The 26,614-nt window shown below is 65.5% G+C and carries 26 protein-coding genes, 3 tRNA genes and 2 pseudogenes; 12 read left to right on the top strand and 19 right to left on the bottom strand.

Translation table 11 applies throughout. The features are described from left to right. The first annotated feature begins 107 nt into the window (after nt 1–107). From AC3IT0_RS07220 to AC3IT0_RS07205, 4 genes and pseudogenes are all read left to right on the top strand, one after another. Complete coding sequence (locus AC3IT0_RS07220; protein ID WP_463860475.1) at nt 108–581, top strand: Lrp/AsnC family transcriptional regulator; 474 nt, start codon at nt 108–110, stop codon at nt 579–581. A gap of 140 nt (nt 582–721) precedes the next feature. Next, nucleotides 722–1,297: a hypothetical protein gene (locus AC3IT0_RS07215; protein ID WP_489323063.1), complete on the top strand. Its 576-nt coding sequence runs from the start codon at nt 722–724 to the stop codon at nt 1,295–1,297. 166 nt (nt 1,298–1,463) lie between these two features. Further along, nucleotides 1,464–1,637: pseudogene (locus AC3IT0_RS07210) on the top strand (DUF4383 domain-containing protein); the annotation flags it as partial. Nucleotides 1,638–1,643: 6 nt separating this feature from the next. Beyond that, nucleotides 1,644–2,231, top strand: coding sequence for a hypothetical protein (locus tag AC3IT0_RS07205; protein ID WP_489323062.1), 588 nt, complete (start codon nt 1,644–1,646; stop codon nt 2,229–2,231). A 103-nt stretch (nt 2,232–2,334) separates the two neighbouring features. Here AC3IT0_RS07205 and AC3IT0_RS07200 read toward each other — a convergent pair whose 3' ends face one another. Further along, nucleotides 2,335–3,951: a solute symporter family protein gene (locus AC3IT0_RS07200; protein ID WP_489323061.1), complete on the bottom strand. Its 1,617-nt coding sequence runs from the start codon at nt 3,949–3,951 to the stop codon at nt 2,335–2,337. After that, a complete protein-coding gene (locus AC3IT0_RS07195) occupies nt 3,948–4,328 on the bottom strand; it encodes a DUF485 domain-containing protein (RefSeq protein WP_489323060.1) in 381 nt (126 codons plus the stop codon). The genes AC3IT0_RS07200 and AC3IT0_RS07195 overlap by 4 nt, the downstream gene beginning before the upstream one ends. Nucleotides 4,329–4,507: 179 nt before the next feature. On the opposite strand from AC3IT0_RS07195, the gene AC3IT0_RS07190 reads away from it, so the two are divergent. From AC3IT0_RS07190 to AC3IT0_RS07175, 4 genes are read left to right on the top strand one after another with little or no spacing between them, the layout of a single operon-like run. Next, nucleotides 4,508–5,698, top strand: coding sequence for a sensor histidine kinase (locus tag AC3IT0_RS07190; protein ID WP_489323059.1), 1,191 nt, complete (start codon nt 4,508–4,510; stop codon nt 5,696–5,698). 46 nt (nt 5,699–5,744) lie between these two features. Beyond that, nucleotides 5,745–6,470, top strand: a complete 726-nt coding sequence (locus AC3IT0_RS07185) for a LytR/AlgR family response regulator transcription factor (RefSeq protein ID WP_489323058.1) — start codon at nt 5,745–5,747, stop codon at nt 6,468–6,470. Next, entirely contained in the window at nt 6,467–6,814 is a 348-nt protein-coding gene (locus AC3IT0_RS07180) for a DUF485 domain-containing protein (protein WP_489323056.1), read from the top strand. Before AC3IT0_RS07185 ends, AC3IT0_RS07180 begins: the two co-directional genes overlap by 4 nt. A 7-nt stretch (nt 6,815–6,821) precedes the next feature. Next, entirely contained in the window at nt 6,822–8,288 is a 1,467-nt protein-coding gene (locus AC3IT0_RS07175) for a sodium/solute symporter (RefSeq protein ID WP_489323055.1), read from the top strand. Between the two features lie 37 nt (nt 8,289–8,325). On the opposite strand, the gene AC3IT0_RS07170 is transcribed toward AC3IT0_RS07175, so the two are convergent. The 6 genes from AC3IT0_RS07170 to rpsB all read right to left on the bottom strand — a co-directional run bounded on the left by AC3IT0_RS07170 (nt 8,326) and on the right by rpsB (nt 13,342). Next, the gene (locus AC3IT0_RS07170; RefSeq protein WP_489323054.1) at nt 8,326–8,910 is read right to left on the bottom strand and encodes a DivIVA domain-containing protein; all 585 of its coding nucleotides are present in this window, start codon (nt 8,908–8,910) and stop codon (nt 8,326–8,328) included. Nucleotides 8,911–9,002: 92 nt separating this feature from the next. Then, a complete protein-coding gene (locus tag AC3IT0_RS07165; protein WP_489323053.1) occupies nt 9,003–9,926 on the bottom strand; it encodes a phosphatidate cytidylyltransferase in 924 nt (307 codons plus the stop codon). Next, a complete protein-coding gene (frr, locus tag AC3IT0_RS07160; protein ID WP_489323052.1) occupies nt 9,926–10,483 on the bottom strand; it encodes a ribosome recycling factor in 558 nt (185 codons plus the stop codon). Before frr ends, AC3IT0_RS07165 begins: the two co-directional genes overlap by 1 nt. Before the next feature lie 125 nt (nt 10,484–10,608). After that, the gene (pyrH, locus tag AC3IT0_RS07155) at nt 10,609–11,346 is read right to left on the bottom strand and encodes a UMP kinase (protein WP_489323051.1); all 738 of its coding nucleotides are present in this window, start codon (nt 11,344–11,346) and stop codon (nt 10,609–10,611) included. Nucleotides 11,347–11,473: 127 nt separating this feature from the next. Then, nucleotides 11,474–12,310 carry a translation elongation factor Ts gene (gene tsf / locus AC3IT0_RS07150; RefSeq protein ID WP_489323050.1) on the bottom strand — a complete coding sequence of 279 codons (837 nt, stop codon included), beginning with the start codon at nt 12,308–12,310 and terminating at the stop codon, nt 11,474–11,476. Nucleotides 12,311–12,439: 129 nt separating this feature from the next. After that, nucleotides 12,440–13,342, bottom strand: a complete 903-nt coding sequence (gene rpsB / locus AC3IT0_RS07145; RefSeq protein WP_056348267.1) for a 30S ribosomal protein S2 — start codon at nt 13,340–13,342, stop codon at nt 12,440–12,442. 403 nt (nt 13,343–13,745) lie between these two features. On the opposite strand from rpsB, the gene AC3IT0_RS07140 reads away from it, so the two are divergent. Further along, on the top strand, nt 13,746–14,243 hold the full coding sequence (locus tag AC3IT0_RS07140) for a M23 family metallopeptidase (protein ID WP_489323049.1): 498 nt from the start codon (nt 13,746–13,748) through the stop codon (nt 14,241–14,243). Nucleotides 14,244–14,290: 47 nt separating this feature from the next. Here AC3IT0_RS07140 and AC3IT0_RS07135 read toward each other — a convergent pair whose 3' ends face one another. The 6 genes from AC3IT0_RS07135 to AC3IT0_RS07110 all read right to left on the bottom strand — a co-directional run bounded on the left by AC3IT0_RS07135 (nt 14,291) and on the right by AC3IT0_RS07110 (nt 19,649). After that, entirely contained in the window at nt 14,291–15,481 is a 1,191-nt protein-coding gene (locus AC3IT0_RS07135; protein WP_489323048.1) for an acyl-CoA dehydrogenase family protein, read from the bottom strand. Between the two features lie 183 nt (nt 15,482–15,664). Further along, a tRNA-Ile gene (locus AC3IT0_RS07130) sits at nt 15,665–15,741 on the bottom strand. 158 nt (nt 15,742–15,899) lie between these two features. Continuing rightward, nucleotides 15,900–17,096, bottom strand: coding sequence for a glycosyltransferase (locus AC3IT0_RS07125; RefSeq protein WP_489323047.1), 1,197 nt, complete (start codon nt 17,094–17,096; stop codon nt 15,900–15,902). Nucleotides 17,097–17,221: 125 nt separating this feature from the next. Beyond that, nucleotides 17,222–18,130, bottom strand: a complete 909-nt coding sequence (locus AC3IT0_RS07120) for a DMT family transporter (protein WP_489323046.1) — start codon at nt 18,128–18,130, stop codon at nt 17,222–17,224. After that, entirely contained in the window at nt 18,130–18,753 is a 624-nt protein-coding gene (locus tag AC3IT0_RS07115) for a CDP-alcohol phosphatidyltransferase family protein (RefSeq protein WP_489323045.1), read from the bottom strand. The genes AC3IT0_RS07120 and AC3IT0_RS07115 overlap by 1 nt, the downstream gene beginning before the upstream one ends. Nucleotides 18,754–18,794: 41 nt before the next feature. Beyond that, on the bottom strand, nt 18,795–19,649 hold the full coding sequence (locus AC3IT0_RS07110) for a phage holin family protein (protein WP_489323044.1): 855 nt from the start codon (nt 19,647–19,649) through the stop codon (nt 18,795–18,797). A gap of 158 nt (nt 19,650–19,807) precedes the next feature. Between AC3IT0_RS07110 and AC3IT0_RS07105 the strand changes: the two are divergent. The 3 genes and pseudogenes from AC3IT0_RS07105 to AC3IT0_RS07095 all read left to right on the top strand — a co-directional run bounded on the left by AC3IT0_RS07105 (nt 19,808) and on the right by AC3IT0_RS07095 (nt 21,757). Further along, nucleotides 19,808–21,060: pseudogene (locus AC3IT0_RS07105) on the top strand (multidrug effflux MFS transporter). Between the two features lie 16 nt (nt 21,061–21,076). Beyond that, on the top strand, nt 21,077–21,265 hold the full coding sequence (locus AC3IT0_RS07100; protein ID WP_489323043.1) for a hypothetical protein: 189 nt from the start codon (nt 21,077–21,079) through the stop codon (nt 21,263–21,265). Nucleotides 21,266–21,349: 84 nt separating this feature from the next. Further along, nucleotides 21,350–21,757 (top strand): hypothetical protein, encoded by a 408-nt coding sequence (locus AC3IT0_RS07095; protein ID WP_489323042.1) that lies wholly within the window; start codon nt 21,350–21,352, stop codon nt 21,755–21,757. A gap of 52 nt (nt 21,758–21,809) precedes the next feature. On the opposite strand, the gene AC3IT0_RS07090 is transcribed toward AC3IT0_RS07095, so the two are convergent. From AC3IT0_RS07090 to dusB, 5 genes are all read right to left on the bottom strand, one after another. Then, nucleotides 21,810–21,882: transfer RNA gene (locus AC3IT0_RS07090), tRNA-Asn, on the bottom strand. 125 nt (nt 21,883–22,007) lie between these two features. Beyond that, nucleotides 22,008–22,080: transfer RNA gene (locus AC3IT0_RS07085), tRNA-Asn, on the bottom strand. A gap of 54 nt (nt 22,081–22,134) precedes the next feature. Beyond that, the gene (dnaG, locus tag AC3IT0_RS07080) at nt 22,135–24,081 is read right to left on the bottom strand and encodes a DNA primase (RefSeq protein ID WP_489323041.1); all 1,947 of its coding nucleotides are present in this window, start codon (nt 24,079–24,081) and stop codon (nt 22,135–22,137) included. Between the two features lie 52 nt (nt 24,082–24,133). Beyond that, nucleotides 24,134–25,432 carry a deoxyguanosinetriphosphate triphosphohydrolase gene (locus AC3IT0_RS07075; RefSeq protein WP_489323040.1) on the bottom strand — a complete coding sequence of 433 codons (1,299 nt, stop codon included), beginning with the start codon at nt 25,430–25,432 and terminating at the stop codon, nt 24,134–24,136. Continuing rightward, the gene (dusB, locus tag AC3IT0_RS07070; protein ID WP_489323039.1) at nt 25,416–26,594 is read right to left on the bottom strand and encodes a tRNA dihydrouridine synthase DusB; all 1,179 of its coding nucleotides are present in this window, start codon (nt 26,592–26,594) and stop codon (nt 25,416–25,418) included. The genes AC3IT0_RS07075 and dusB overlap by 17 nt, the downstream gene beginning before the upstream one ends. Nucleotides 26,595–26,614: the final 20 nt, after the last annotated feature.

The raw sequence follows: 26,614 nt of genomic DNA, 5'->3' as shown, positions 1-26,614 counted from the left end.
GGATAATTGTGACCCTACTCACAATGCTCAATGGGTACAACCACCGCGCCAGATACTGCGCATAATGCCCTGTTTGCAGGGCCTTCACCGTGCTAACGTTGCGCATTATGCAAGCTTTGGATGGCACTGACACGCGCCTGCTTTCGGCCCTGGCCCGCGACCCCCGGCGGACAGTGGTGGCGTTGGCGCAGAAGCTGGGGCTGTCCCGGAACACCGTGCAGGCGCGCATGGCCCAGCTGGAGAAGAAGCACGTCTTCCTGTCCTTTGAACGGCGGATCAACCCTGTGTCACTGGGCTATCCGCTCATGGCGTTCATCTCCGTCCACGTCCAGCAGCAGAAACTGGGACAGCTGGCCCATGACCTCGCCGGCATTCCGGAAATCCTGGAAGGCTACGGCCTCACCGGATCCGCTGACCTCCTGCTCCGGGTAGTGGCCCTGGACGCCGAGGACCTCTTCCGGATCAACGGCAAAATCCTGGCGTGCGATGGAGTGGACCGGACGGACACCGCCCTTGCCATGGGTGAACTCATCCCCTTCCGCATCCAGCCGCTGCTGGAGCGGGGATCAGGTGACGCATAGGGGCGGCAGTCCTCATTTCTGCCCCGATACACAGCCCCGGCGGGCTGGGTTATAGGCTGTTCCAAGGTGAATCCATGGGTGCCGTTCAGCGGGTCCCACGAATAAGGCAGTGCCAGCGCGTTGCCGGAAAGGCTCCATTCGTGAGCAATCGTCAGGAACCGTCCCAGCCGGCGGCCTGGCCCGCGCAACCGGCGGGGCAGCCGGGCAACGCCGGGCAGTACGGCGCACCCGGTCAATACTCGTCAGAGGGGCCGTTCGGCCTGCCCGGACAAGAGCCCCCGGCGGGAGGCCGCCGGAAGCTGTGGACCATCCTCGGCACTGTGGGCGGTGTCTTGGTGCTGGCGGTGGTCGGCGTCCTCATCCTGGTCAACGTTGTCAACGGAGCCACCAACCATGCGCGGGGCCTGGCTGACAGCTTCACGAAGCTGGTGATCGCCGGCGACAGTTCCCAGGCCTACGACGACTATCTTGACCCCGCCCTCCATGAACAGCTGACCAAGGAGGACTTCATCGCCGGCATCAAGACGCTGCAGATGGACAGCACCTGCAAGCCCGCCTACAACGAAGTGAAAGCCAGCACCGAGAACGGCACCAAGTCCGCCGACGTGGCCGGCCTCGTCACCTGCGACGGCGACAAGAAGATCGACCTCGTGTACCGCTTCGAAGGAACCGACGAGCTGAAAATGATCAACATCAAGCTCAAGCCCCAGGCGTAGCGCCACACACAACCCAAGCCCGCGCCCCATCCACACGGGGACATGGTCCGAATTGCTTCCACGGGGATCCCGTCCGGGATCCCGCAGTCCGGCCGGGACATAACGTCCCCGCCTTACCGGAAGGATTCGGGCCATGCGCACTTCTCCGAACCGCCTTGTCGCCACCGTCTTCGGTGCCGTCTACCTCCTGGTCGGTGTGCTTGGGCTGTTCCTGCTGACCTCGCCGCTGAACATCATCGCGCTCAACGGCGCCGACAACGTTCTCCACTTGGCCAGTGCCGTCCTGCTGCTGGGCGTTGGCCTGTCCATGGACAAGTCCCCAACAGCCGTCCGGGCATAGCCGGCCATGGCTGCCCAGCCGGTCGAGGGATGGGCTGCCCCGGCCGTCCGGCTCTTCTGCGGCTTCGCAGGATTCGGGGCGGGTTCAGTGAACCTGGCCGTTTCCTCGAGCCTCCTCGCGGAGCCGGGAATGGCCGGCCAAGTCTGGCAGCCAGCCCTCGCGGTCGTCTCCGGCGGCTGGGGAGCGGCCCTGATCCTGTGGACCGTCCTGGCGTTGCACCGCGGACGGACTATCGGTTCCGGGTGGACCGTGGCGTTCCTGCTGACCGCGTCCGCGGGGCATGTGGCGGCCCTTGCCTACAGCCGCGCCCCGTCCAGCCTTCACCTCAGCCACCTCGCTGCGCTCCTGCTGACGCTGATGATTATCAGGTCGGCGGCATGGCTGAAGGGGCGCCGGCTCCGGGGAAAGGACGACGGCGGCATGGCGCCCGCCGCTGCCCGCCCGGGCCGCCTGCTGCTCACCGCCTTCGCCGGGGCCGTGCTGGTGGCGGGAATCGCGACGCCGGGACTCGCCGCTTCCACAGCCGGCCAGTTTGCGGTGCCGCATGGTCAGCACGGCGGTCCGGCCGTGCCGGCGGGCCACCATCAGCGCTGACGCCACCGCCTTTTGAACGTCGCCGCCGGCTGGAACGTCAGAGAGCCCCTATGCCTTCGGCACAGGGGCTCTCTGACTTAGCCATCGATCAGCGGTCCACGGATCAGTGGTCCACGGCTTTCTCCGCGCCCACACCGGTCAGCGAGCGGACTTCCATTTCGGCCTGCTTGGCAGAATCCTCGCGCTTCTTGTCCAGCACCGTCCCCAGCCAGCCGAGCAGGAACGCCAGCGGGATGGACACAATGCCCGGGTTGCTCAAGGGGAAGAAGGCGAAGTTGGCGCCCGGGATCATGGAGGTCTTCAGGCCGGAAACCACCGGCGAGAAGGCGATCAGGATAATGGCCGAGCCCAGGCCGCCGTACATGCTCCAGACCGCACCCTGGGTGGTGAACCGGCGCCAGAACAGCGAGTAGATGATGGTGGGGAGGTTCGCCGATGCCGCAACCGCGAAGGCAAGGGCCACCAGGAAGGCCACGTTCTGGCCGTTGGCGAAGATACCGCCCAGGATGGCCATCACGCCGATGACCACCACGGTGCGCCGCGCCACCTTGACCTCGGTCTCGGCGTCGGCCTTGCCCTTGGAGATGACGCTGGCGTAGATGTCGTGGGCAAAGGAAGCGGCGGCGGTGATGGTCAGCCCGGCAACTACGGCCAAGATGGTGGCGAAGGCAACCGCGGAGATGAAGCCCAGCAGCAGCGGCCCGCCCAGGTGGAAGGCCAGCAGGGGGGCTGCGGAATTGACGCCGCCGGGGGCTGACTTGATGGTTTCGGCGCCAACCAGTGCAGCGGCCCCGTAACCCAGCACCAGGGTGAACAGGTAGAAGAGGCCAATCAGCCAGATGGACCACACCACGGACTTCCGGGCTTCCTTGGCCGTGGGCACGGTGTAGAAGCGCATCAGGACGTGGGGCAGGGCAGCCGTTCCCAGGACCAGGGCGAGGCCCAGGGACATAAAGTCCAGCTTGGACGTCTCGGTCTTGCCGTACTGCAGGCCGGGGTTCAGGACAGCCGGGTTGCCGGCCGTATCAACCGCCGCACCGAGAAGGCTGGAGACGTTGAAGCCGTAGATGGCCAGGACCCAGAAGGTCATCACGGCCGCGCCGGCAATCAGCAGGATCGCCTTGATGATCTGGACCCAGGTGGTGCCCTTCATCCCGCCGATCAGGACGTACATGATCATCAGGGCGCCGACGACGATGATCACCAGGGCCTGTCCGCCCCAGTCACTGATGCCCAGCAGCAGCGAAATGAGGCTGCCGGCTCCGGCCATCTGCGCGAGCAGGTAGAAGAAGCAGACGGCGAGCGTGGAGATGGCCGCCGCGATGCGGACCGGACGCTGCTTGAGGCGGAAGGAGAGGACATCGGCCATGGTGAACTTTCCGGTGTTCCGGAGCAGCTCGGCCACGAGCAGGAGTGCCACCAGCCAGGCCACCAGGAACCCGATGGAGTACATAAAGCCGTCATAGCCGTTGATGGCGATGGCGCCGGTGATGCCCAGGAACGATGCGGCGGACAGGTAGTCCCCGGCGATGGCCGTTCCGTTCTGGGAACCGGTGAACGAGCGGCCGGCCGCGTAGTAGTCCGCGGCGGTCTTGTTGTTCCGGCTGGCACGCAGCACAATCACCATGGTGACGGCGACAAACAGGCCGAAGATTCCCATGTTGAGCAGTGTGGTTTCTTTGAGGTCGGCAACGTCTACGGCCGCGGCAATCCCGATCATTTGGTCACTCCGCTCAAGATGTTGCCGTCCTTATCAAACTCATGGCCTTCGATTTCGTTGCGGATCTCCGCCGCGATGGGGTCCAGTTTCCGGTTGGAGTAGCTGACGTACCAGCCGGTGATGGCGAACGTGGAGACGAACTGCAGCAGGCCCAGGATCAGGCCGATGTTGATGTTGCCCCACACTTTGGTGGACATAAACCCGACGGCGTAGTCAGCCAGCAGGACATACGCGAAGTACCACAGCAGGAATGCCACGGCCATGGGGAACACAAAGCTGCGGTGACGTTTGCGCAGTTCCTGGAACTGCGCTGTCGACTGGACCTGTTCGAAGTCCACGGACGCCGCTGCGTCCGGAGTCCGGGCATCGTTACCCATCGTTCCTCCTCATTGAGAGTTGAGTGGTTCACACGGGCCAGCCTGCGGGGCAGGATGCGGACAATGTGACTGCAATCACTCTGCGGTGCGGCAAGCGTCCATTCCAGAGCCATGGCCGGAACGGTCGCTCAACGGCTACGATGCTGCGACTAACGGCACCCGGCGCTACGCTGGGCACCATGCCGGACTCCCCACTCCTGACTGCCGCCGCGGTTGCGGTAATCACCCTGGCGATCGCCGTCGTCGTCGGCGTTGGCATCAAGCTGCTCCGGTCCTTCCGCGAGCTGGGCACCGACGCCGAGCGCGCCACGTACAACACCCTCCACGCTGCATCCAGTGCCGGACAGCACCTGCGTACCGGCCTCAATCCGGCGGGCGCCGCCAAGGCGAGCCGGCAGCTAAGGAACTTGCTGGGCTGTGAGGCGCTGGCCATCACCGATACGGCCGGCGTGCTCGCCTGGGACGGTGCCGCCGAGGAACTGAAGCCCCGGTTGATGGACTTGGCTGCAGACGTCCTGATCGGCGGCCGGACCGCGGTGCTCCAGGCGCGGGACCTGGGCTCGGACCTTGCCTCCGGAAGCCTCGCCGCCGTCATCGCTCCGGTCCGTGCCGGGTCACGCGTGGTGGGCGCCGTGGCGGCGTTTGCCCCGTCTGCGGGCGCGGGCCTGGTCCGCGCCACCAGCGAAGTGGCGGACTGGGTAGCCGTCCAGGTGGAGCTGGCTGAGCTGGACGCGTCCCGGACGCTGCTGATGGAAGCCGAGGTGCGGGCGCTGCGGGCGCAGATCAGTCCGCACTTCATCTATAACTCGCTGAACGCCATCGCGTCGTTCATCAACACGGATCCGGAGCGGGCACGCGAACTCGTGGTGGAATTCGCCGACTTCACGAGGTACTCGTTCCGGCGCCACGGTGACTTCACCACGCTGGCGGAGGAACTGCGCTGCATTGACCGGTACCTGCTGCTGGAGCGTGCCCGTTTCGGTGACCGCGTCCAGGTCAGCCTGCGGATCGCGCCGGAAGTCCTGAGCACCGTCATCCCGTTCCTGAGCCTGCAGCCGCTGGTGGAGAACGCCGTCAGGCACGGCCTGGAGGCCAAGGAAGGGGCGGGCCACATCACCATCACGGCCAATGATTCGGGCGCCTATGCGGAAGTGACAATAGAGGACGACGGCGTGGGGATGGACCCTGCCGAGCTCCAGTCGATGCTGGCCGGGCACCACGACGGCGACCACGTGGGGCTGCGCAACGTGGACGCCCGGCTCCGGCAGGTTTACGGGGACCAGCACGGCCTGGTGATCGAGACGGCCCCGGGCGAAGGAACGCTGATCACCATGCGCGTGCCCAAGTCCCAGCCCGGCCACGACGCCTGATCCCAGCTGTATGATCTCAGCCGCCTCCGGCGGATAATGTAGGACCATGATTAATGTCCTCGTCGCCGACGACGAGTTACCCGCCGTGGAGGAGTTGGCCTATCTGCTGGGCAAGGATGACCGGATCGGGGTCATCCACCGGGCTATTTCGGGCACGGAAGCGCTGCGGGCCCTGAACACCGAAACGATTGACGCTGTCTTCCTGGATATTCACATGCCCGCGGTGTCCGGCCTTGATGTTGCCCGCGCCATCGCGCGCAGCAGCAAACCGCCGATTGTGGTGTTTGTCACCGCGGACGAGGACTGCGCCCTGGAGGCGTTCGAGCTTGCCGCTGTGGACTACCTCCTTAAGCCCCTCCGGGCCGAGCGGCTGTCCCGGACGGTGGGACGGATCAGCGAGCTGCTGCGCGACGGCGGCGGCGGCCCCGCCCCCGAGATGATCACCGTTGACCAGGGCGGCACCACCAGGATGATCAGGCGCGACGACGTCACGTACGTCCAGGCGCAGGGAGACTACGCACGGCTGCACACCGCCGATGCCAGCTACCTCATCCGGGTTCCGCTGGCAGACCTGGAGCAGCAGTGGGCCGAGGCCGGGTTTATCCGGACGCACCGGTCCTACCTGGTGGCGCTGAAGCATGTGCAGTCCATGAAGCTGACGGCGGACAAACCCAGCGTCTCGGTGGCCGGTGCCGGCCTGCCCATCAGCCGTCGCCACCTTCCCACGGTCAGGGAAAAGCTCGAAGCCACGCGCATCCGGCCGCAGGCATGACCCGGGTCCGTGTCACCGCTCCGCGCTCGGCACCCCGGCCGGCCCGGGAGTCCCGCGAGGCGGCGGAGGAATCCGAGGTGGGGCAGGTCTTCGTCCGTTCGCTGATCCGTTCCCAGCTGCGGCTGGCCCTGGTGGTGGCCATCGGCTTTATCCTGATCCTGTCTGCGTTCCCGTTGCTCGCAGCCGTGCCGGGCCTCGCCGAGACCCGGGTCGCGGGGATCCCGTTCGATTGGATCCTGCTCGGTGCAGGCATCTATCCCGTCATCGGCCTCAGCGCCTGGCTTTATATCCGGACCGCTGCCCGGAACGAGGCCCGCTACCGGGACCTGGCCGGGGACGAGTGATGACTTCATGAATCCCGCAGTGGGTGTGCTGGCTCTTGTTGTGGTTTCGCTGGCAACAGCTGCCATCGGGTTCTACGGACTGCGGATTTCCCGGACCACCGGCGATTTCTATGTGGCTTCCCGGACAGTCAGGCCATGGTGGAACGCCTCGGCCATCGGCGGCGAATACCTCTCGGCGGCGAGCTTCCTGGGCGTAGCCGGGCTGATCCTGCTGTCCGGTACCGACGCGCTGTGGTTTCCGGTGGGCTACACCGCGGGCTATCTGATGCTGCTGCTGTTTGTGGCCGCACCGCTGCGCCGGTCCGGTGCCTACACAATCCCGGACTTCACCGAAGCCAGGCTGGATTCGCGCGCAGTCCGCCGCGTGACCAGCGTTGTGGTGGTGGTGGTGGGCTGGCTGTACATCGTGCCGCAGCTCCACGGCGCCGCGTTGACCATCCGGATCACCACGGGGCTGCCGGCCTGGGTGGGCTCCGTGGCCGTGGTGGTTGTGGTGTGCCTGTCCGTTGTGGCCGGCGGCATGCGCTCCATTACGTTTGTGCAGGCGTTCCAGTTCTGGCTGAAGCTCACCGCCCTTGCCGTGCCCGTCCTGTTCATCGTTTTTACGCTCGCCGGTGACGGGAGCGCCGCCGTGGCTCCCGCCGTCGTGAATCCCACCGGGCTGGCTCCGGCCGGGCCGTACCAGAACATCTCGCTGCTGGTGGCGCTGCTGTTCGGCACGCTGGGACTCCCCCACGTCCTGGTCCGTTTCTACACGAATCCGGACGGACAGTCGGCACGGCGGACCACCCTGATTGTGCTCGGGCTGCTCTCGGTGTTTTACCTGTTTCCCACCGCCTACGGGCTGGTGGGGCGGATGTTCGCGCCGGAACTCGCCCGTTCAGGGCAGGCGGACGCGGTGGTTCTCCTGCTGCCGGGGCAGCTGATCGGTGGAACCGCCGGCGACCTGCTCTCAGCGTTGGTGGTGGCCGGGGCCTTCGCCGCGTTCCTGTCCACCACCTCCGGCCTGGTGGTCTCCCTGGCGGGCGTGATCAGCCAGGACGTCCTGGGTGGCGACGTGCGGGGATTCCGGCTCGCCGCCGTCGTCTCCGCTGTGGTCCCGCTGGGATTTGCCGTGATGACTGACTCCCTGGCTCTGGCCGGAAGCGTGGGCCTGGTGTTCGCGTTTACCGCTTCCACCGTGTGCCCGGTGCTCCTGCTGGGCATCTGGTGGCGGGGACTCACCGACGCCGGCGCCATCGCCGGAATGGTGACCGGCGGCGTCCTCTGCGGTGGCGCCATGGTGTGGGGAACCGTCCTGGGCGCCGCCGGCACGCCGTTCTGGCTGGCCCAGCCGGCGGCGTGGACGGTGCCGGCCGCCTTTGCCGTGATGGTGCTCGTCTCACGCGCCACGAAGGACCGGATTCCACGGACCACGGCGCGGGTCATGACCCGGCTGCACACTCCCGAACGGCCGTTGGTGACAGAACGCTGAGTCGTGCTGCGTACGGCAACGGGGTTAGGCAACGGAGTCAGTCGATGGCCGCCATGAGTTCAACCACGCGGTCCAGGAAGGCATCCACCTGGGTCTCCTCGTAGCCGTCCTTGCCCACGGCGGGGCGGAAGACCACGCGGCGGACGTTGTCCACGCTGAGCGGCTTGTCCTCTTCGAGGTAGCCGATCAGGTCGTAGCAAAGATTGTCCACGTCCAGGATGTTGTAACTGCGGGCCTTCTTTTTTGACGGGCGGCGGAAACGCTCACCGTCGGGCCGGTGGAGGCGGCCCCGGAGGATCCCGGAGAGGCTGCCGATCTCCCGCAGCCAGGCATCTTCGCCCTTGGCGGCGATCAGTTCGTCCCGTTCGCGGCGGGCGAAGGCGTCTTCGAGCCGGTCCAGCGCTGCGTCGACGACGGCGGCAGCGTAGCCGCCCTTGACCGGGTCAAAGGAGACGCCCCGGACATCGGCGCTGGTGACGGCGTGGATGGCGGCCTTCGGCGTCTCGAGTGCCACCCTGGCCCGCTGGAGGAACTGGTCCACCTGTTTGGCGTTGTACCCGAATTCGTTGCCCCGCACGCGCTCAAACGACGCGGGGATTTTCCGTTGAAAGTCCAGTGCCACTGTTGTTCCTTTGTTGCTTCGGCTGGGTCAGGTTACGTACCAGTCTATTGGCGCTGCCGGCGGTCCGGCGGAGATGGTCCGAGGGCGCCGTGTCAGGCGCCTGCAACCAGTGCGAACAGCACAAATGCCACGGGACAGGCGAAGACGATGGAGTCCAGGCGGTCCATGACGCCCCCATGTCCGGGCAGGATGCTGCTCATGTCCTTGATCCCGAGTTCACGCTTGACCATCGACTCGGCCAGGTCCCCTGCGGTGGACGCTGCGACGACGCCCACGGCGAGGATCACACCCACCCACCAGGGTTTGTCCAGCAGGAAAATACTGGCAAGGATTCCGATCAGCATGGCCCCGGCAACGGAGCCGGCGAAGCCTTCCCAGGATTTCTTGGGGCTGATCTTCGGGGCCATGGGGTGTTTGCCCAGCGACGCGCCCACGAGATAGCCGAACGTGTCGTTCGAAACCACCAGCAGGAGCATAACGGCCACCTGCCAGGCTCCGGGCGGCACGGTCCCGCCAGGCCAGAGACCCACCGGAGTGGCGACGCCGACGGCGTGCAGCGGCAACGTGGCGAAACTGATGAAGAACGGGACCCAGCCAAGTGTGAACACGCCGGCAAAGATGCTGTTCGCTGAACCGGCAGGGCTCTCCACTGAACGCCAGAGGAGAACCGCCACGCAGCTCAGCAGCATGGCGAAAAGCAGGCTCTCAAGACCGCCGAAATAAGCGGCAAACGGCATGGCGACCGTACCCACCATGACGGGGACGATGGGCATCCTGGTCCCGTTCGCCTCCAGTGCGCGGAAGATCTCCCAGACTCCGAAGACCGCGAACCCGGTGGTGACAGCCACGAATCCGAGCGGCAGGAAAACCAGCCCGCCCAGCACGCCAATCAGCATGGCCAGGCCCACCACAATGGCTGCCGGCAGATTCCGGCCGGCCTTGGGCGTCGGATTGCTCCGCAACTGTTTCCCCCGGGTGCGCGCCCTTTGTGTCGGGGCCTGCTCTGCCTGGCTCATCAGACTTCGAGCAGCTCTGCTTCCTTGCGCTTGAGCAGCTCGTCGATGCCGTCCACATGCGATTTGGTCAGGCCGTCCAGTTCCTTTTCGGCGCGGCTGCCTTCGTCCTCGCCGGCTTCGCCGTCCTTGACGAGCTTGTCCAGCGTTTCCTTGGCCTTGCGCCGGATGTTGCGGATGGAGATCTTCGCGTCCTCGCCCTTGGACTTGACGATCTTGACGTACTCCTTGCGGCGTTCCTGGGTCAGGTCCGGGATGGTGATCCTGATGACGTTTCCGTCGTTGGAGGGGTTGGCGCCCACCTCGGAATCACTCAGCGCCCGCTCGATGTCGCGCAGTGCGGTCTTGTCGAACGGCGTGATGAGGATGGTGCGCGCGTCCGGAATGGCGAAGGAAGCGAGCTGCTGCAGCGGTGTGGGCGAACCGTAGTAGTCCACCAGGACCTTGTTGTAAAGGCCGGGGTTTGCCCGTCCTGTGCGGATCGAGGCGAAGTCTTCCTTGGCTACCTCTACCGCCTTGTCCATCTTCTCTTCGGCTTCGAGCAAGGTTTCTTCGATCACGGTCTCTCCTCAGAAATCAGTGCAGCCCGGATACCGGTTCCCTGCACAAGCTTGGTTCAGTGGTACTGGTTCCATTGTTGCCCGGACGCGGGCATGGAACCGTGCTCAGATCATCCTAGCTGCAGCTACGGGGTCACCAGGGTACCGAGCTTTTCGCCCAGGATGGCGCGGGTGACGTTCCCTTCGCCTTCCATCCCGAAAACCACCATGGACAGGCGGTTGTCCTTGCACATCGTCATGGCGGTCTGGTCCATGACCCTGATGTCGCGGCGCAGGGCGTCGTCGTAGCTGAGGGTGTCCAGCTTCTCGGCAGCGGGGTCCTTCTTGGGATCCGCGGTGTAGACGGCGTCGACGCCGCTCTTGGCCATCAGGACGACGTCTGCGTGGACTTCCAGGGCGCGCTGGGCGGCCACTGTGTCCGTGGAGAAGTACGGCAGGCCGGCACCGGCGCCGAAGATGACCACGCGGCCCTTTTCCATGTGGCGGATGGCCCTGCGGGGAATGTACGCCTCGGCGACCTGCCCCATGGTGATGGCGCTCTGGACGCGCGTTTCAACGCCGGCCTGCTCCAGGAAGTCCTGCAGCGCCAGGCAGTTCATGACGGTGCCAAGCATGCCCATGTAGTCGGCGCGCGAGCGGTCCATGCCGCTCTGGGACAGTTCCGCGCCACGGAAGAAGTTACCGCCGCCGACGACGATGGCAACTTCCACTTCAGGGACCGCTGCGGCGATCTGCTTGGCGACGTCGCGGACGGTGTCGGGATCAACGCCCAGCTTGCCGCCGCCGAAGACCTCGCCCGACAACTTCAGGAGGACGCGGCGCCTGCTTTTCTCTGGCTGGCTTGAAGAATTGACGGCTTTCATGGGTGCCTTCCCGTTGGTGAACTCTGAAAAAGATTATCGTGCCGGGCGGCCAAAGGTCTCATCGGACATTTAGCCGGTGCATGCAAAAGGGGCGGCCACCGAAGTGGCCACCCCTTTGCGGATTCGACTAGGAGCCGACGCGGAAACGTGCGAAGGACGTGCCCTTGACGCCGGCCTCTTCGAGGACCTGCGCCACAGACTTCTTGGCGTCCTTGGCGAAAGCCTGGTCAACCAGGACCTCACCCTTGTAGAAGCCCGTAACGCGGCCTTCCACAATCTTCGTCATTGCAGCCTCGGGCTTGCCTTCAGCCTTGGCGGTCTCTTCGGCGATGCGGCGCTCGGACTCGACCAGGTCGGACGGAACGTCTTCGCGGGTCAGGTAGTTCGGGGACATCGCTGCGATGTGCACGGCAACGTCGTGTGCGGCGGTGGCAGCGGCTTCGCCTTCACCGTCAACAGCGAACAGGACGCCGACCTGGGCCGGGAGATCCTTGGACGTCTTGTGCAGGTACGCGTCAACAGTGCCGCCCTCAATGCGGGACAGCTTGCGGACAACAACCTTTTCGCCGAGGATTGCGCCCTCTTCAACGACAACCTCGGACAGCGGCTTGCCGTCAACTTCGATGGCCAGGAGGGTGTCGAGGTCGGCAGCGCCGGACTCCACAGCCACGGCCAGAACCTTGTCAGCCAGCTGGATGAACTTGTCAGCCTTGGCGACGAAGTCGGTCTCGCAGTTGACCTCGATCATCACGCCGACGCCGTTGCTGACCTTGGCGGCCACCAGGCCTTCAGCGGTGGAGCGGCCTTCGCGCTTGGTAGCGCCCTTGAGGCCCTTGATGCGGATGATCTCGATGGCCTTTTCGGCGTCACCGTTGGCTTCGTCAAGAGCCTTCTTGACATCCATCATGCCGGCGCCGGTGCGCTCGCGCAGAGCCTTGATATCAGCGGCAGTGTAGTTCGCCATGTGAACCCCTCTGTCTAGAAAATGTATGTGGTGTACGGACCGACAGGACAGCGGCTCACCGGGTGAGCCGCCATCCTGTCAGGTGCTCCGGCGCTGCGGGCAGCGCTGGAGAATCCGGATTTACTTGTGTTACTTGTCAGCGTCGGCGGCGGGCGCCTCGGCGGCTGCCGGAGCTTCCTCGGCAACCGGAGCTGCTTCTTCGGCTGCCGGAGCGGCAGCTTCTTCAGCAGCCGGAGCAGCCTCAGCGGCAGGAGCTTCTTCAGTCTTGCTGCCTTCGAGGAGTTCGCGCTCCCACTCAGCCAGCGGCTCTTCCGGAGCTTCCGTGGTGCCCGTGGCGCGGTTGTGGCGGGCGATGAGGCCCTCAGCAACGGCGTCGGCGACAACGCGGGTCAGCAGGTTCACGGAGCGGATGGCGTCGTCGTTGCCCGGGATCGGGAAGTCGACTTCGTCAGGATCGCAGTTGGTGTCCAGGATGGCCACAACCGGGATGTTCAGCTTCTTGGCTTCGTCAACGGCCAGGTGTTCCTTCTTGGTGTCCACGATCCAGAGCACGGAAGGTGCCTTGGTCAGGTTGCGGATACCACCGAGGTTGGTTTCCAGCTTGGTGAGTTCACGGCGAAGGAGCAGCAGTTCCTTCTTGGTGTACGCGGAACCGGCGACGTCGTCGAAGTCGATCTCTTCCAGTTCCTTCATGCGCTGGATGCGCTTGGAAACGGTCTGGAAGTTGGTCAGCATACCGCCGAGCCAGCGCTGGTTCACGTAAGGCTGGCCAACGCGGGTAGCCTGCTCAGCGATGGATTCCTGGGCCTGCTTCTTGGTGCCGACGAAGAGTACGGTGCCGCCGTGTGCAACGGTGGCCTTTACGAACTCGTAGGCGCGGTCGATGTAGGACAGCGACTGCTGGAGGTCAATGATGTAGATGCCGTTGCGCTCCGTGAAGATGAATCGCTTCATCTTCGGGTTCCAACGGCGGGTCTGGTGTCCAAAGTGGACGCCGCTGTCAAGCAGCTGGCGCATAGTTACGACGGGCATGCCGGCGCTCCTTCCGGCAGGTCATTCATGAGAGAGCCTTTCAGGCTCTCTTACCCTGCCAATAGTTGACGGTTGTTTAGCGTGGCCCAAGGCGGGCCGTGCTCCTGGCATCCATTGCGACTCTCATCAGGACCGTTAGGTCCTGACCGCAAGAGACACAATCCTCCGCAGACAAAGCCGGGGCTTCAGATTTGGAAGGCTGGATACGCGTAGTCAGCTGCTGCTCCCCCGCATTCCTGAATGAGGCGTGCTGACGCAAGCGTTGAGGGCACAGCAAACTGCTCCATCAAGTGTACAACAGGAGCCAATAACCGCAGGACAACCCCGGGCCCTGCGGCGGGCGTTTTCCACATGGCCAAAGTGGGCACTCCCGCTGAGGAATCCGGCGCGGAAAGCTGGGTTCATGAAAGCAGCAATTGTCCTCGCCGCCGTGCTTCTGCTCCCGGCCGCGGCGGCTCCCGCGGACACAGCGCCGCGCGACTCCTGGGAGTGGCCGCTCCCGCCCCGGCCGGCGGTGCTGCGCGCCTTTGATCCGCCGGACAAGCCGTGGATGAGCGGGCACCGGGGCGTGGACCTTGAGGCAACGCACGACGGCGTCCCGGTCACCTCGCCGGCGTCCGGCACCGTCAGTTTTGTGGGAGTAGTGGTGGACCGCCGCGTGATCACGATCGATCACGGCGGCGGCCTCCGCAGCAGTTTTGAGCCGGTCGACAGCGCACTCACGGCCGGAACCGTGGTGGCCAAGGGCGAAACCATCGGTACGTTGCAACCAGGGCACTGCGGCGCCCCTGCCTGCGTCCATTGGGGCGTCAGGCGGGGGGACGCCTACGTCAATCCGCTGGAATTCGTCACGGACCTCCGCCCCTCCATCCTGCTGCCGCTGCGGCTGGACCCTGGCTGACGGCTGACGGCTGACGGCTGACGGCTGACGGCTGACGGCTGACGGCTCTAGACGATCGCCGAGATCCCGGTGATGGCGCGGCCGGCCACGAGGGTGTTGATCTCGTGGGTTCCCTCGTACGAGTAGATGGCTTCGGCGTCGGCAAAGATCTTGGCCATCTCGAAGTCGGTCACGATGCCGTTGCCGCCCAGGAGGCTGCGGCCGATCGCCACGCTCTCGCGCATCCGGGCGGTGGTGAATGCCTTGGCCAGGGCGGACTGTTCGTCCTTGGCCTGGCCGGCGTCCTCAAGCTGGGAAAGCCGGACCATCATGCCCATCGAGCTGACGGCATTCCCCAGGATCTGCACCAGCTGGCTTTGGACCAGCTGGAACGACGCCAGCGGACGGCCGAACTGGTGGCGTTCCACGGCGTAGCGGCGGGCCACGTCAAAGGCTGCCAGCTGCTGGCCGACTGCCTGCCAGCCGACGGAAAGCCGCGTGACTTTCAGGACCTTGTTGGTGTCGCGGAAGCTGTTGGCGCCCGCCAGCTTGAAGAAGTCCGGAACCACCACGTTCTCCAGCACGATGTCTGCGTTCTGGACAGTCCGGAGGGAGATCTTGTTTTCAATCTTGGTGGCGCTGAAGCCGGGCAGCCCAGTATCCACGAGGAAGCCCTTGACCTGGTTGTCGGCGAGGTCCCGGGCGTAGATGACCACCCAATCCGAGAAGGTAGCGTTGCCGATCCAGCGCTTGGCGCCATTGAGGACCCAGGTGTCGCCGTCGCGCTGTGCCGTGGTGCGCGTGCCGCCGGCAACGTCGGAACCGCCCAGGGGCTCCGTAAGCCCGAACGCGCCGATTTTCCTCAGCGAATAGATATCCGGGAGCCAGGCTTCCTGCTGTTCCTGGGAGGCAAGGGCTTCGATGGAGCCGGTAAACAGTCCGTCGTGTACGCCCAGGAAGGTGGCGATGGAGGTATCGGCGCGCGTGGCTTCGGCGTGGACCAGGCCGGCAAACAGGTTGGAGTAGCCCTGGCGCCGCACGGGGCTGACCAGGTCAATCTCGGCCAGCTTGGGAATGAGCTCCATGGGGAACTCGCCGCGGTTCCAGCAGTCCACGGCAATCGGCCGGACTTCGCGGGCCAGGAATCCCCGGACCTCGGCCAGACGGTCCTGCTCCTTGCCGGTGAGAAGCTGCTCGAAGGCGAAGAAGTCGCCGTCGGCGTACGGAAGGTTGTTGATGTCAACAGAGGCTTTGGACATTGGTTCCCTCGCAAAGATCAGCAGCGGACGGGCCAGCCATGGCAGGACAGGCCGGGACCAGCGGCAGCGGTATGTTACTGGTCAGTAACATACCGCAGATTGCAGGAAAACGAAAGAAACCGCGGCCGACGATGTTCGTCAGCCGCGGTTCCACTGTGGCTTGGTTCCTGCGGTGTGGTGCTTTGGTAGGGCTACTCGGACTTGAACCGAGGACCTTAGGATTATGAGTCCCGCGCTCTAACCAGCTGAGCTATAGCCCCACGCCCCGGCGGACCATCATCCATCAGTGACTAAGGTTTCGGCGGGGCAGAAACACTCTAGCAAACCGGGACGGGTCCTCCGGACCACGGGCGCGCATTGGCGGCATGGGACGGTAACCGAAACAAGCGGCTGGGAGCGGACCGCCGTCAGGCCGCTGTCAGACGGCTTTGTCGTCGTAGGTTGCACCCCGGTAGAGGTCCTCGAAGGTCTGCAGCGTACCCTCGATGCTGTGCGGTTCCACCATCCGCCGGCTGGCCTGACCCATTGCCGCCCGTTCCTCGGCCGGCAGCTGGAGGATCCGCGTGATCTTGGCTGCGAGGTCGTCACTGTCACTGGGTGTGAACAGGTAGCCGTTCTCGCCGTCGCGTACCAGGTGCGGCAGGGCCATGGCATCCGCCAACAGGACGGGTGTGGAGGCCGACATGGCTTCAAGGGTCACCAGGGACTGCAGCTCGGCGGTCCCCGGCATGCAGAACAGATCCGCCTTGATGTAGGCCTCCCGGAGGTCTTCATCGCTGGCCAGTCCCAGGAATTTCACCCGCTCCCCCAGTCCGAGCCGTTCCGCCTGCGCTTCAAGGGCGGAGCGGACTTCGCCGCCGCCCACAATTTCCAAATGGACGTTGAGCTCCGCGGGCGTCTTGGACACAGCGTTGATGAGCACGTCCACGTGCTTTTCCTCGGCCAGGCGCCCCACAAACACCACTGTTGGATGGGCGTGCGGTTCGATCACTTCGCCGGGCTGCAGCTCATAGGCCGCGGAGTCAATGCCGTTGGAGAGTGGCAGTACCTTGTGCAGGAAAGCGTGCTGGTGCATGGCCTTGGCGGCCAGGGGTGTGGGCGTGGTGACGACGTGAGCCTTGCCCATGACCTTGCCCATGTCCTTCCAGGAGATCTTGCCGATAATGTCCTTGAACCACTGCGGGAACGGCAGGAACGGGTTCAGGTTCTCCGGCATGAAGTGGTTGGTGGCCACAATCCTGATGCCCCGCTTCGCCGCTTCGTAGAGGACGTGCTCGCCGATCATGTAGTGGCTCTGGATGTGCACCACATCAGGCTTGATCCGATCAAAAAGGAGGCCGATCTCCTTCTTGATTTCCCAGGGGAAGCAGATGCGGAAGTACTCGTGCGTGAAGACCCCGTGGGATCGGAGCCGGTGCACGGTGGCCTCGGAGCGGAACTCGGTGAAGCTCGCGCCGTTGTCCGCACGGCAGGCCAGCACATGCACGTTGTGGCCGCGACCGCTCATGCCGTTGGCCAGACGGTAGCTGAACTGGGCGGCTCCGTTGATGTGGGGCGGATACGTGTCCGCGGCAATCAGGATGGTCAGGGGAGGCTGGTCAGAGGGCGTTGTCACGTGAGGAGCTCCTGAAGGTCACGGCACGGGCAGCTGTCGCTGGCCGCACCGGTTGGCCGCCGGCACTGTAGTCCGGGGCCTCTTGGAATCGGCTGGCAATGAAAGTACGCAGGTTGGGTAACAAGCTAGTGGGACGCCCTGCCCGCCGCCTTCCGCGCATCTTTCCTGCGCTTGGTGACCTCGGGATGGTGCCTGGAAAGGGCGATCACCCCCACGATAGCAAGCGAAGCCGCCGTAGCCATGGCAATCGCCATCACGGCGTGGACGTCCGGGCGCAGCTCGCCCAGGATCACGATGCCGATGGCAATGCCCACGATCGGGTCGATGACCGTCAGCCCGGCGATGACCAGGTCCGGTGGGCCGCCTGAGTAGGCGCTCTGCACAAACCAGGAACCCAGGCCGCCGGCCGCCGCAATGGCCACCACCGAATACCACTGGACATTGAGCAGTGCCAGCCCGTTCGGATCCAGCAGGTGTTTGCCGATGATGCGTGTAAGTACCGCGACAAAGCCGAACAGAACGCCGGCGCCGAGGATATAGACAAACGCGCTCATCCGGTGCCGGAACATAACCGCCAGGGGGCCGAACACGCCGACCGCCAGGGCCAGCAGCAGCACAATGGTCAGTTCGTCCTCCTGGCTCACGTGGTGGTTCTCCTGCGTCACGTTGACGGCGAGCAGGACAAAGAGTGCGGAGCCGGTCACGCAGGCCGCGATGGACACCATGGTGGCCCGGTTGATGGTGATGTCCTGGTCGCGGGCGTTCACCACGGTGGTGATGACCAGGGCGATGGCGCCGATCGGCTGGACCACCGTCAGGGGCGCGGACACCAGTGCCACCGCGTTCATTCCCATCCCGACGCACAGCAGGAGAAGACCCAGCACCCACCGCGGATTGCGGAGCAGGCGGAGGAAGCCGTGTGAACTAAGCGCCAGCCCGCCGGTGTCGGCTTTGACGGCACTCCCCTGCCTCTGCGCACCCAAGGCAAGGCAGAATGCCCCAAGCACCGCCAGCAGAACCGCCACCCACACCATCAGGCGGTGCCGCCGTCGTGATGGGACTGCTGACGGCCCTTCCGGAGGATGGCCCAGAAATAGTTGTACGCCGCAATCCAGTGGCCGGCGAGCCCAAGTCCCAGCACGATCCAGGCGGCAATGTAGAGCGGCCCGGCGTACGGGGTGTCCAATCGGGACATGACCAGCAGGGGTGTGCCCAGAAGCAGGAGGCCGGTGCGGACTTTGCCCACACGGCTCACCGGCAGGTCGGGGTGCCCCCGGAAGTAGGAGAGTGTCAGCACTAACAGCACGGTGTCGGGCACCAGGAGAGCGGCCAGGTACAGCCAATGGACGACGCCGGCAATCACCAGGGTGACCGCCACCGCGATCAGGGCCAGCCGGTCAGCCAGCGGGTCCATGACCCGGCCCAGCTTGGACGCCTGGTCGAAGCGGCGGGCCACATAACCATCAATCCAGTCGGTTCCCGCCATAACCACCAGGACCACAACGGCGATCCCATATTCCTTCTGGGCCAGAACCAGCCAGACAAAGAGCGGCACGCCCATAAAGCGCAGCACTGTCAGAGCGTTGGGGATGGTGAAGACGCGGTCGTGGTCAACCTGGGGGCGGCCGGGCCGCGCACCAGCGCCGATGAACCTCAATCCGCCCCCTTCCTTAGATCCCAGTGTGACGTGTGGCGTTGTTAGGGCTTCCGCAGCAGCCTGCGCAGGAGCACCACAAGGATCGTTGCTGAGGCTGCAAGGGCGGCAAGCGGCTTCCAGCGGAGGCCGGCGCCGTCCGGGGATTCGGAGAATGCAGCGAACTTTTGGCTGGCCTTGGCAGCGCCATGTTCAACGGCGGCCTTGCCCTCCCCCAGTTTTTCCTTGGCAGCGCCCAGCAGGAACAAGGCCTGCGGCTTGATGTCGAGCTCGGTATCCAGTTCGTCGCGGACCTGGGCCAGGTGGCGCCGGCGCTGTTCCAGGCGGCGGTGAAGCTCGGGCTCGGACGCTTGCGGGAATTCCTGTTTGTGCGCCTCGGCCTTGGCTTCCTTCTCGGCCTTGGCCTTCGCGGCGGCTTCGTCCTTGGCAGCCTTCGCGGCTTTAGCCTCCGGGCTGGCCGGATCGAGCAGCGCGGCGTTGAAGTCAGAGCCTTCCTTGGCGATGCCAAGATCGTGTTTGATCCCGCGGATGGTCTCGGCAGGCAGCAGGGGCATGGCCTGCTTGAATTTGCGGAGGCCGATCAGGGCACCAATGAGGGCGATGACCAGGAACAGGGCGCAGACGAGCAGCGCGGCCAGCCACGCCGGCATGATGGTGGCCAGGCCCATAATGGCAGCCACGATCAGGCCAACCACCAGGAACGCCACAAACATAAGCGCGACAGCGAAGAAGGCGGCGGCGACGCCTACCTGGATGCCTTTGCGCTTGAGCTCGATCTTGGCGAAGGCGATTTCGTCGTTGAGTTGGCGGGGGGCCAGCCGGAAAAGTAGTTTCAGCGTCTTGGGCAGCGCAGTGATCCGCAATCCCTGGCTGGTGCGCCCGGTGTGACGTCCGCTCATCGGTTCCCGCCTAACTTGTTGCATAGTCTGCCGCCTGGTCGGTTCGGCTTCCGTGTCCTATGGGAGCCCGCGGCAGCACGGTCCCGCCCCAAAACTATCATTCAGGTTCAGGGCAAACTTCCGGGTTGGCCGCACGGCGCGCCTGCAACCCCGGAAAGATGGAACTTCCGGGCCTAGGATTGATCTCCGTGACCACTCACTCCAATCCGGGCGATTCGCTGACCCGCCGCCGGAAACTGTTGTACATCCTCCTCCTCGGCGCCCTCACCGCGCTGGGCCCCTTCACGATCGACCTGTACCTGCCAGCGTTCCCGGCCCTGGAAGCGAGCCTGGGGGTCACCGAGGCCCAGGTCCAGCTGACCCTGGCCGGCACCACCGTGGGCTTTGCCCTCGGCCAGCTGGTGGTGGGCCCCTTCAGCGACAAGTTCGGCCGGCGGCTCCCCCTCATCCTGGCCACCGCCCTGCACATCGCCTCCTCCGTGGGAGCAGCCCTGTCCACCGACATCTCCACCCTGGGCCTCTTCCGTGTCCTTATGGGTGTGGGTGCCGCAGGCGGCGGCGTGGTGGCCATGGCCATGGTGCGGGACCTGTTCGCCGGCTATGCCATGGTCCGGATGTTCTCGCGCATGCCCTGGTGAACGGGCTGGCGCCGATCCTGGCCCCGGTGATCGGATCACAGCTGCTCCTGGTGATGCCCTGGCCCGGCATCTTTGTGTTCCTGGCGGGCTACGGCACCCTGGTGATCATCGCCGCGCTCTTTGTGGTCCGCGAAACATTGCCGCCGGAGAAGCGCGGCCTGTCCGGCATGACCGCCGGACAGCGTTACAAGGTTCTCTTCACAGACCGGATCTTCGTGGGCCTGCTGGTGGTGGGCGGGATGAACTTCGCCGGCCTCTTCACCTATCTGTCCGCGTCGCCGTTCCTGTTCCAGGACATCTTCGGGTTCTCGCCGCAGGAATATGGCCTGCTGTTCGGCATCAATTCCCTTGGCATCGTGGCCGGCGTCCAGATCAGTTCCAGGCTCATCCGTACTGTCCCGCCGCAGTGGATCCTTGCCTGCTCCACAGCCTGGATGTTCCTGATGGCCCTGCTGATTGTGGTCTTTGACCAGGCCGGCCTGGGGCTCTGGGGCGTGATGGTTCCGCTCTGGTTCTACATCATGGGCGCAGGCTTTACGTTCCCCTGTGTCCAGGTGCTGGCTTTGAGCAGCCACGGGGACAAGGCCGGCACAGCCGCCTCCCTCCTGGGTGCCGCGACCTTCCTGATGGCCGGTCTGGTTTCGCCGGTGGCCGGGTGGCTGGGCATCACCAGCTCCACCCCCATGGGCGCCGTGCAGGCCGCGTGCATCCTGCTGGCGATAGCGGGCCTCTGGCTGGTCGTCAGGCCGCGTACTGTGCCCTCGATCCACTGAACACGCCGGTCCATTCATGAAGGCCACGAAACGCAGGCCGCACCGCAACCCCCGGGGGCTGTTCCTCGGGGCGGTGCTGGGCGCCGTCGCCGGTTACTTCCTGGGGCGCGTGTTCGGCAGTGGCGCCATCGGCATCATCCTCGGCGCGCTGGCAGGTGCTGCCCTGCTGTACCGGGTCAACCCGGGCCCCTGGAACCGCCCCTAGCTGTTGGGACCTGGCACCAATCCCGGCCACCGAGGAGGGGCGCACCCCTGCCGCCCGGGACCTTTCGCACGATAAAATAAATCCGTGCCCAGCTGGCAGTTCTCCTCGCCGCTCCCGGCCACATGGCAACGTTGCGACTCAGGCATACTGCCCATGTGGTGGGACCGGCTGTGCGCCCAAACCGGCCAGCAGTCCGCAGCCCTCTATGCTGCCGGGCTCTTCACGGACGACCGACGGCGGCCCATCGCGCAGTGGTTCAACGCCGCCTTCAACGCAGCCCTCCTGGTGGCCCCGGAGACCTCGCCTGAGTGGCCTGTGCAGCGCTTCGGCATCTTCTACGCACCGCCGGCGTCCGGCTTCGTCCGGGTGCACTCAGCGCCCCATGAGTGGCACCCGCGGGAGCCCCGCAAGTTCCCCACCGAGCAGGACGCCTTCCACGCGGCCATCGCCGAGGCCGAGCGGTTCCTGCAGGTGGAAATGGACTTTGTATGAATGCAAAAGATCCCCGCCCTCACAGAGAGGCCGGGGATCTTTTGTTTGTTTGCTCCTCCTGCTGGACTTGAACCAGCAACCCTTCGATTAACAGTCGAATGCTCTGCCAATTGAGCTAAGGAGGAATGAAGCAGGTATGACCTTAGCAAAGGTTTCCCGGGAATGTGAAATCGGCGGCGTTGCACCACGAAATACCCTCCCCGGGTATAAAAAAATCCCCGTTCCGGAGACCCGGAACGGGGATTGTGCGCTCCTCCTGCTGGACTTGAACCAGCAACCCTTCGATTAACAGTCGAATGCTCTGCCAATTGAGCTAAGGAGGAATGAAGCGGGTACCAGCCTAGCAAAGTCCCCGCAGGGAGTGAAATCGGCGCAATTCAGGCGTCCGAGCGAAGTGCCCGGCGCTGCATCTCGAGCATCATCAGTTCCCTGTTGAGCCGCTGGAAGTCCTCCGGGTTCGCTGCCGGATCCAGCCGTTGCAGCTGGCCCATCTTATCCGCCTTCACCCGCGTGATCTGAAGCTCGAACAGCCGGGACAGAATGTCCTTGCAGTACTTCTGGACGGCTTCAGCGGTGCTCGCTGGCAGCGGCACCACAGAAAGTTCGGACACCAGCGGCCGCAGGGGTTCCGGGACTTCGTGCATCACCTGCTCCACCCAGCGCAGGGGCTCGCTAATCAGTCCGGGACCCGAGGCGCGCATGGCGTCGTGGACAGCCTGGAACGCCGGCGTCACGAACCGTGCGGCCGCGAAGCGCTCCCAGATGCCGCCGCCCAGGAGGGCGGACTCCTGCAGCGCCACTTCCAGCGCCTGCCGCTCCATGGAGGCCACCGGGTCCCGGGGGTCGGGCCGCTGGTAGGAAGGGACAGCGCCCGACGTCGGGCCGGCCGCCACGCCCGGTCCGCCCGCCTGTGCGGCCCCCGCCTGGGTGGAACCCTGCTGGGCCGTTGCACCGGCTGTGGAAGGCGTCCCCGGCGCAGCCGGCCCGCCCGCGGCGGCACGCTTCATGGCGACGCCCACAGCCCGGCTGACATCCTCAACCGAGATGCCGAGCCAGCCGGCCAGTTCCCGGGCATACTCGGGCCTGATGGCTGCGTCGCGGATCTGCGCCACCACCGGAGCCGATTCCCGCAGCGCGGCCACCCGGCCCTCCACGGTGTCCAGGTTGTGGCGCCTGAGCGTGGCCTTGATGGCGAACTCGAACAGCGGCCGGCGGGTGGCGATCAGGTCCCGCACGGCGGCGTCGCCCCTGCTCTGGCGCAGGTCGCAGGGATCGGCGCCAGTGGGCTCCACAGCCACATACGTCTGGGCGGTAAAGCGCTGGTCTTCCTCGAAGGCGCGCAGGGCCGCCTTCTGCCCGGCGGCGTCACCGTCAAAGGTGAAGATGACCTCTCCCCCGGTGCCGTCGTCGGACAGCAAGCGGCGGGCGATCTTAATGTGCTCAGTGCCGAACGCCGTGCCACAGGTGGCCACCGCCGTCGGGATTCCCGCCAGGTGGCAGGCCATCACGTCCGTGTATCCCTCCACGACGACAAGCTGGCGGTCCTTGGCGATGCTGCGCTTGGCGAGGTCGATCCCGTAGAGCACCTGGGACTTCTTGTAGAGCGTGGTTTCGGGGGTGTTGAGGTACTTGGGGCCCTGATCGTCCTCATAGAGTTTGCGGGCGCCGAAGCCGATGGTGTCGCCGGCGATGTCGCGGATGGGCCAGATGAGCCTGCCGCGGAACCGGTCATAGATGCCCCGGTTGCCTTCCGAGAACATGCCCGTCAGCTTGAGCTCCTGGTCCGTGAAGCCACGGCCGCGGAGGTGCTTCAACAGCGCGTCCCAGCCCTGCGGCGCGTAGCCCACGCCGAACTGCTCAGAGGCTGCCCGGTCGAAGCCGCGGCCAAACAGGAAGTTCCGGCCTTCGGCGGCTCCGGGCGTCAGCAGCTGGGCGCGGAAGAACTCATCGGCGATCTTGTGGGCATCCAGGAGCCGCTGGCGCTTGCCCACTTCCTCCCGGTTGGGGCCGGTGCCGCCGTCTTCGTAGCGCAGCTCGTACCCGATGCGGGCAGCCAGCTTTTCCACGGCCTCATGGAACGAGGTGTGGTCCTGTTTCTGCACAAAAGCGATGACGTCACCGTCTTCACCGCACCCGAAGCAGTGGTACCTGCCCACCTGGGGGCGCACGGTGAACGACGGCGACCGCTCGTCGTGGAAGGGGCACAGGCCTTTGTAGGTTCCCAGCCCGGCACCCTTGAGCGTGACGTAGCCGTCAACGACTTCCTTGATGTCCGTGCGCTGGCGTACTTCGTCTATGTCTTCACGTTTGATCAGGCCAGCCACAGAGCCATCCTAGTCCCGGGGCACGACAGTGAAGGCCGTCCTATGGCGTCTGTCACCACAGCGAGGGCAGGCTCCCCACAAGCCGTTCGTACATTGCCAGCGCCGAGCCGTCTGTCAGCGATGCCACCTGGTCGATGACCACCCTGAGCCTGGCGCCGTCGTCGGGCGCGTCCCGCCAGTCGGCCGCGAACATCGGCTCCAGGTGGCGGTCTCCCGTGGCGTTCAGGGCGGTGACCAGCGCGTGCAGCACCTCGCGCTGGCGCTCGTAGATGGGCTGGCGGTGTTCGGTGGTCATCACAAACGTGGTGGCCAGGCCCTTCATCACCGCGATCTCCATGACCGTTTCGTCCGGGACCATCAGTTCGGCGCTGTACCGGGTGAGGTTTTCCGGGCCGTAGACGGCGCGGGTGGTCTCCAGGGCGCTCTGGCAGAACCGGCCGATCAGCTGGCTGGTCATGTTCTTCAGGGCGGCCATGGACTTCCGGCTGCCGTCGGCCTCGCGGACCCACACGTCCGTGGCTTCCAGCCGGGCCAGGGCGGCGTCGATCGCGGCGGGGTCGTTGTGCGGGAGGTACCACTGCTTGGCGTAGCCCACCACGCGGGCCCGGTGGTCCGGGTTGTCCATCCAGCGCAGCTGGAAGTGCCCGGCCACGATCGCGTCCTCGACGTCGTGCACGGAATAGGAGATGTCGTCGGCCAGGTCCATGACCTGGGCTTCCAGGCACGGGCGGCGTTCGGGCGCGCCCTCCCTGATCCAGTCGAAGATGGGCAGATCGTCCTCGTAGGCACCGAACTTGCTGGTGCGCTGGCCGTGGATCACCGGCGCGTTCAGCGCGGACCAGGGGTATTTCGCCGCCGCGTCCAGGCTGGCCCTGGTGAGGTTCAGGCCGGCCGGGCGCCCGTCGGTGGCCAGGACCTTGGGCTCCAAACGGGTGAGGAGCCGGAGGGTCTGGGCGTTGCCTTCGAAGCCGCCGATGGCATGTGCCACTTCGTTCAGGGCCGACTCACCGTTGTGTCCGAAGGGCGGGTGTCCCAGGTCATGGCTCAGGCAGGCGGTGTCCACCACATCCGGGTCGCAGCCCAGGGCGCGGCCCAGTTCCCGGCCCACCTGGGCAACCTCCAGGCTGTGGGTCAGCCGGGTGCGGACGAAGTCATCCGTATCCGGGGCAACCACCTGCGTTTTCGCGCCGAGGCGGCGCAGGGCCGAGGAGTGCAGCACCCGGGCGCGGTCCCGCTCAAAATCGGAGCGGTAGTTGTTTTTGGGCGGTTCCTCCACCCAGCGGGCGGAATCATGGGCCTCGTAGCCGGGCAGGGCCTGTGCCGTAGTGCGCGTCTCAGCCACCGGAAACATCCAGCTCCGCGGCGGAGATGTCCTGGGACTGTGCGGCGTTCAGGGCGCGGGATTCCAACCAGTCCTTGGGCAATGCCGGCTTCTTGGGCGATCCTGCCCTGCCGCGCGGGCCCTCGGCATCTCCGCCGGGGTACGGCGAGTCCAGGTCCAGCTGGTCCAGGGTCTCGCGGAGGATCTCCAGGCTGGTCACGAGCGCCAGTTTGGTCCGCAGTTCGCTGCCCACCACGTACCCCTTGAAGTACCAGGCCATGTGCTTGCGGATCTCACGCAGGGCCTTGCCTTCGTCGCCGAAGGTTTCCACCATCAGTTCGGCGTGGCGGTAGACGCTCTCGGCCACCTTGCCCAGGTCCGGTTTGTGGCGGACGTCGCTTCCTTCGAAGGCAGCCATCAGGTCACCGAAAAGCCACGGGCGTCCCTGGCAGCCGCGGCCCACCACCACACCGTCCACGCCGGTTTCCCGGACCATACGGACGGCGTCCTCCGCGGACCAGATATCGCCGTTCCCCAGGACGGGAATGTCCGGCAGGGCTTCGCGCAGGCGGGCGATCGCGGTCCAGTCGGCCTGGCCGGAGTAGAACTGCGCCGCGGTGCGGCCGTGAAGCGCGACGGCGGCGACACCGGCGTCGCGGGCGATCCGGCCGGCGTCGAGGTACGTCAGGTGGTCATCGTCGATTCCCTTGCGCATCTTGATGGTGAGCGGGACGTTGCCCTTGGACGCTTCCTTGACCGCGGTCTGGACGATCGAGGTGAAGAGGTCTGTCTTCCAGGGCAGGGCAGAGCCGCCGCCGCGCCGGGTCACCTTGGGTACGGGGCAGCCGAAGTTCAGGTCGATGTGGTCCGCACGGTCCTCTTCGACCAGCATGCGCACTGCGTGGCCCACCGTAGCGGGGTCCACGCCGTACAGCTGGACGGAGCGTACTTTTTCGTCGTCGTCGTGCGAGATGATGCGCAGTGATTCGGGCGTTCGTTCAACGAGGGCGCGCGAGGTGACCATCTCCGCCACGTATAGGCCTCCGCCGTATTCACGGCACAGACGACGGAAGGCGGAGTTGGTGATGCCGGCCATCGGAGCCAGGATCACGGGGGTGTCCACCGTGATGGGGCCCAGCTTCAGGGGCGGGAGTTCCAGCTTGGGGGCGGGAGGCGTTGCGGTAACAGTCACTTGTCCATTGTCGCAAAGCC

This window comes from Pseudarthrobacter sp. KH_020_B (assembly GCF_057840185.1).
The sequence above is the reverse complement of the archived record's forward strand: the minus strand, read 5'-3'. Positions and strand labels throughout refer to the sequence as shown.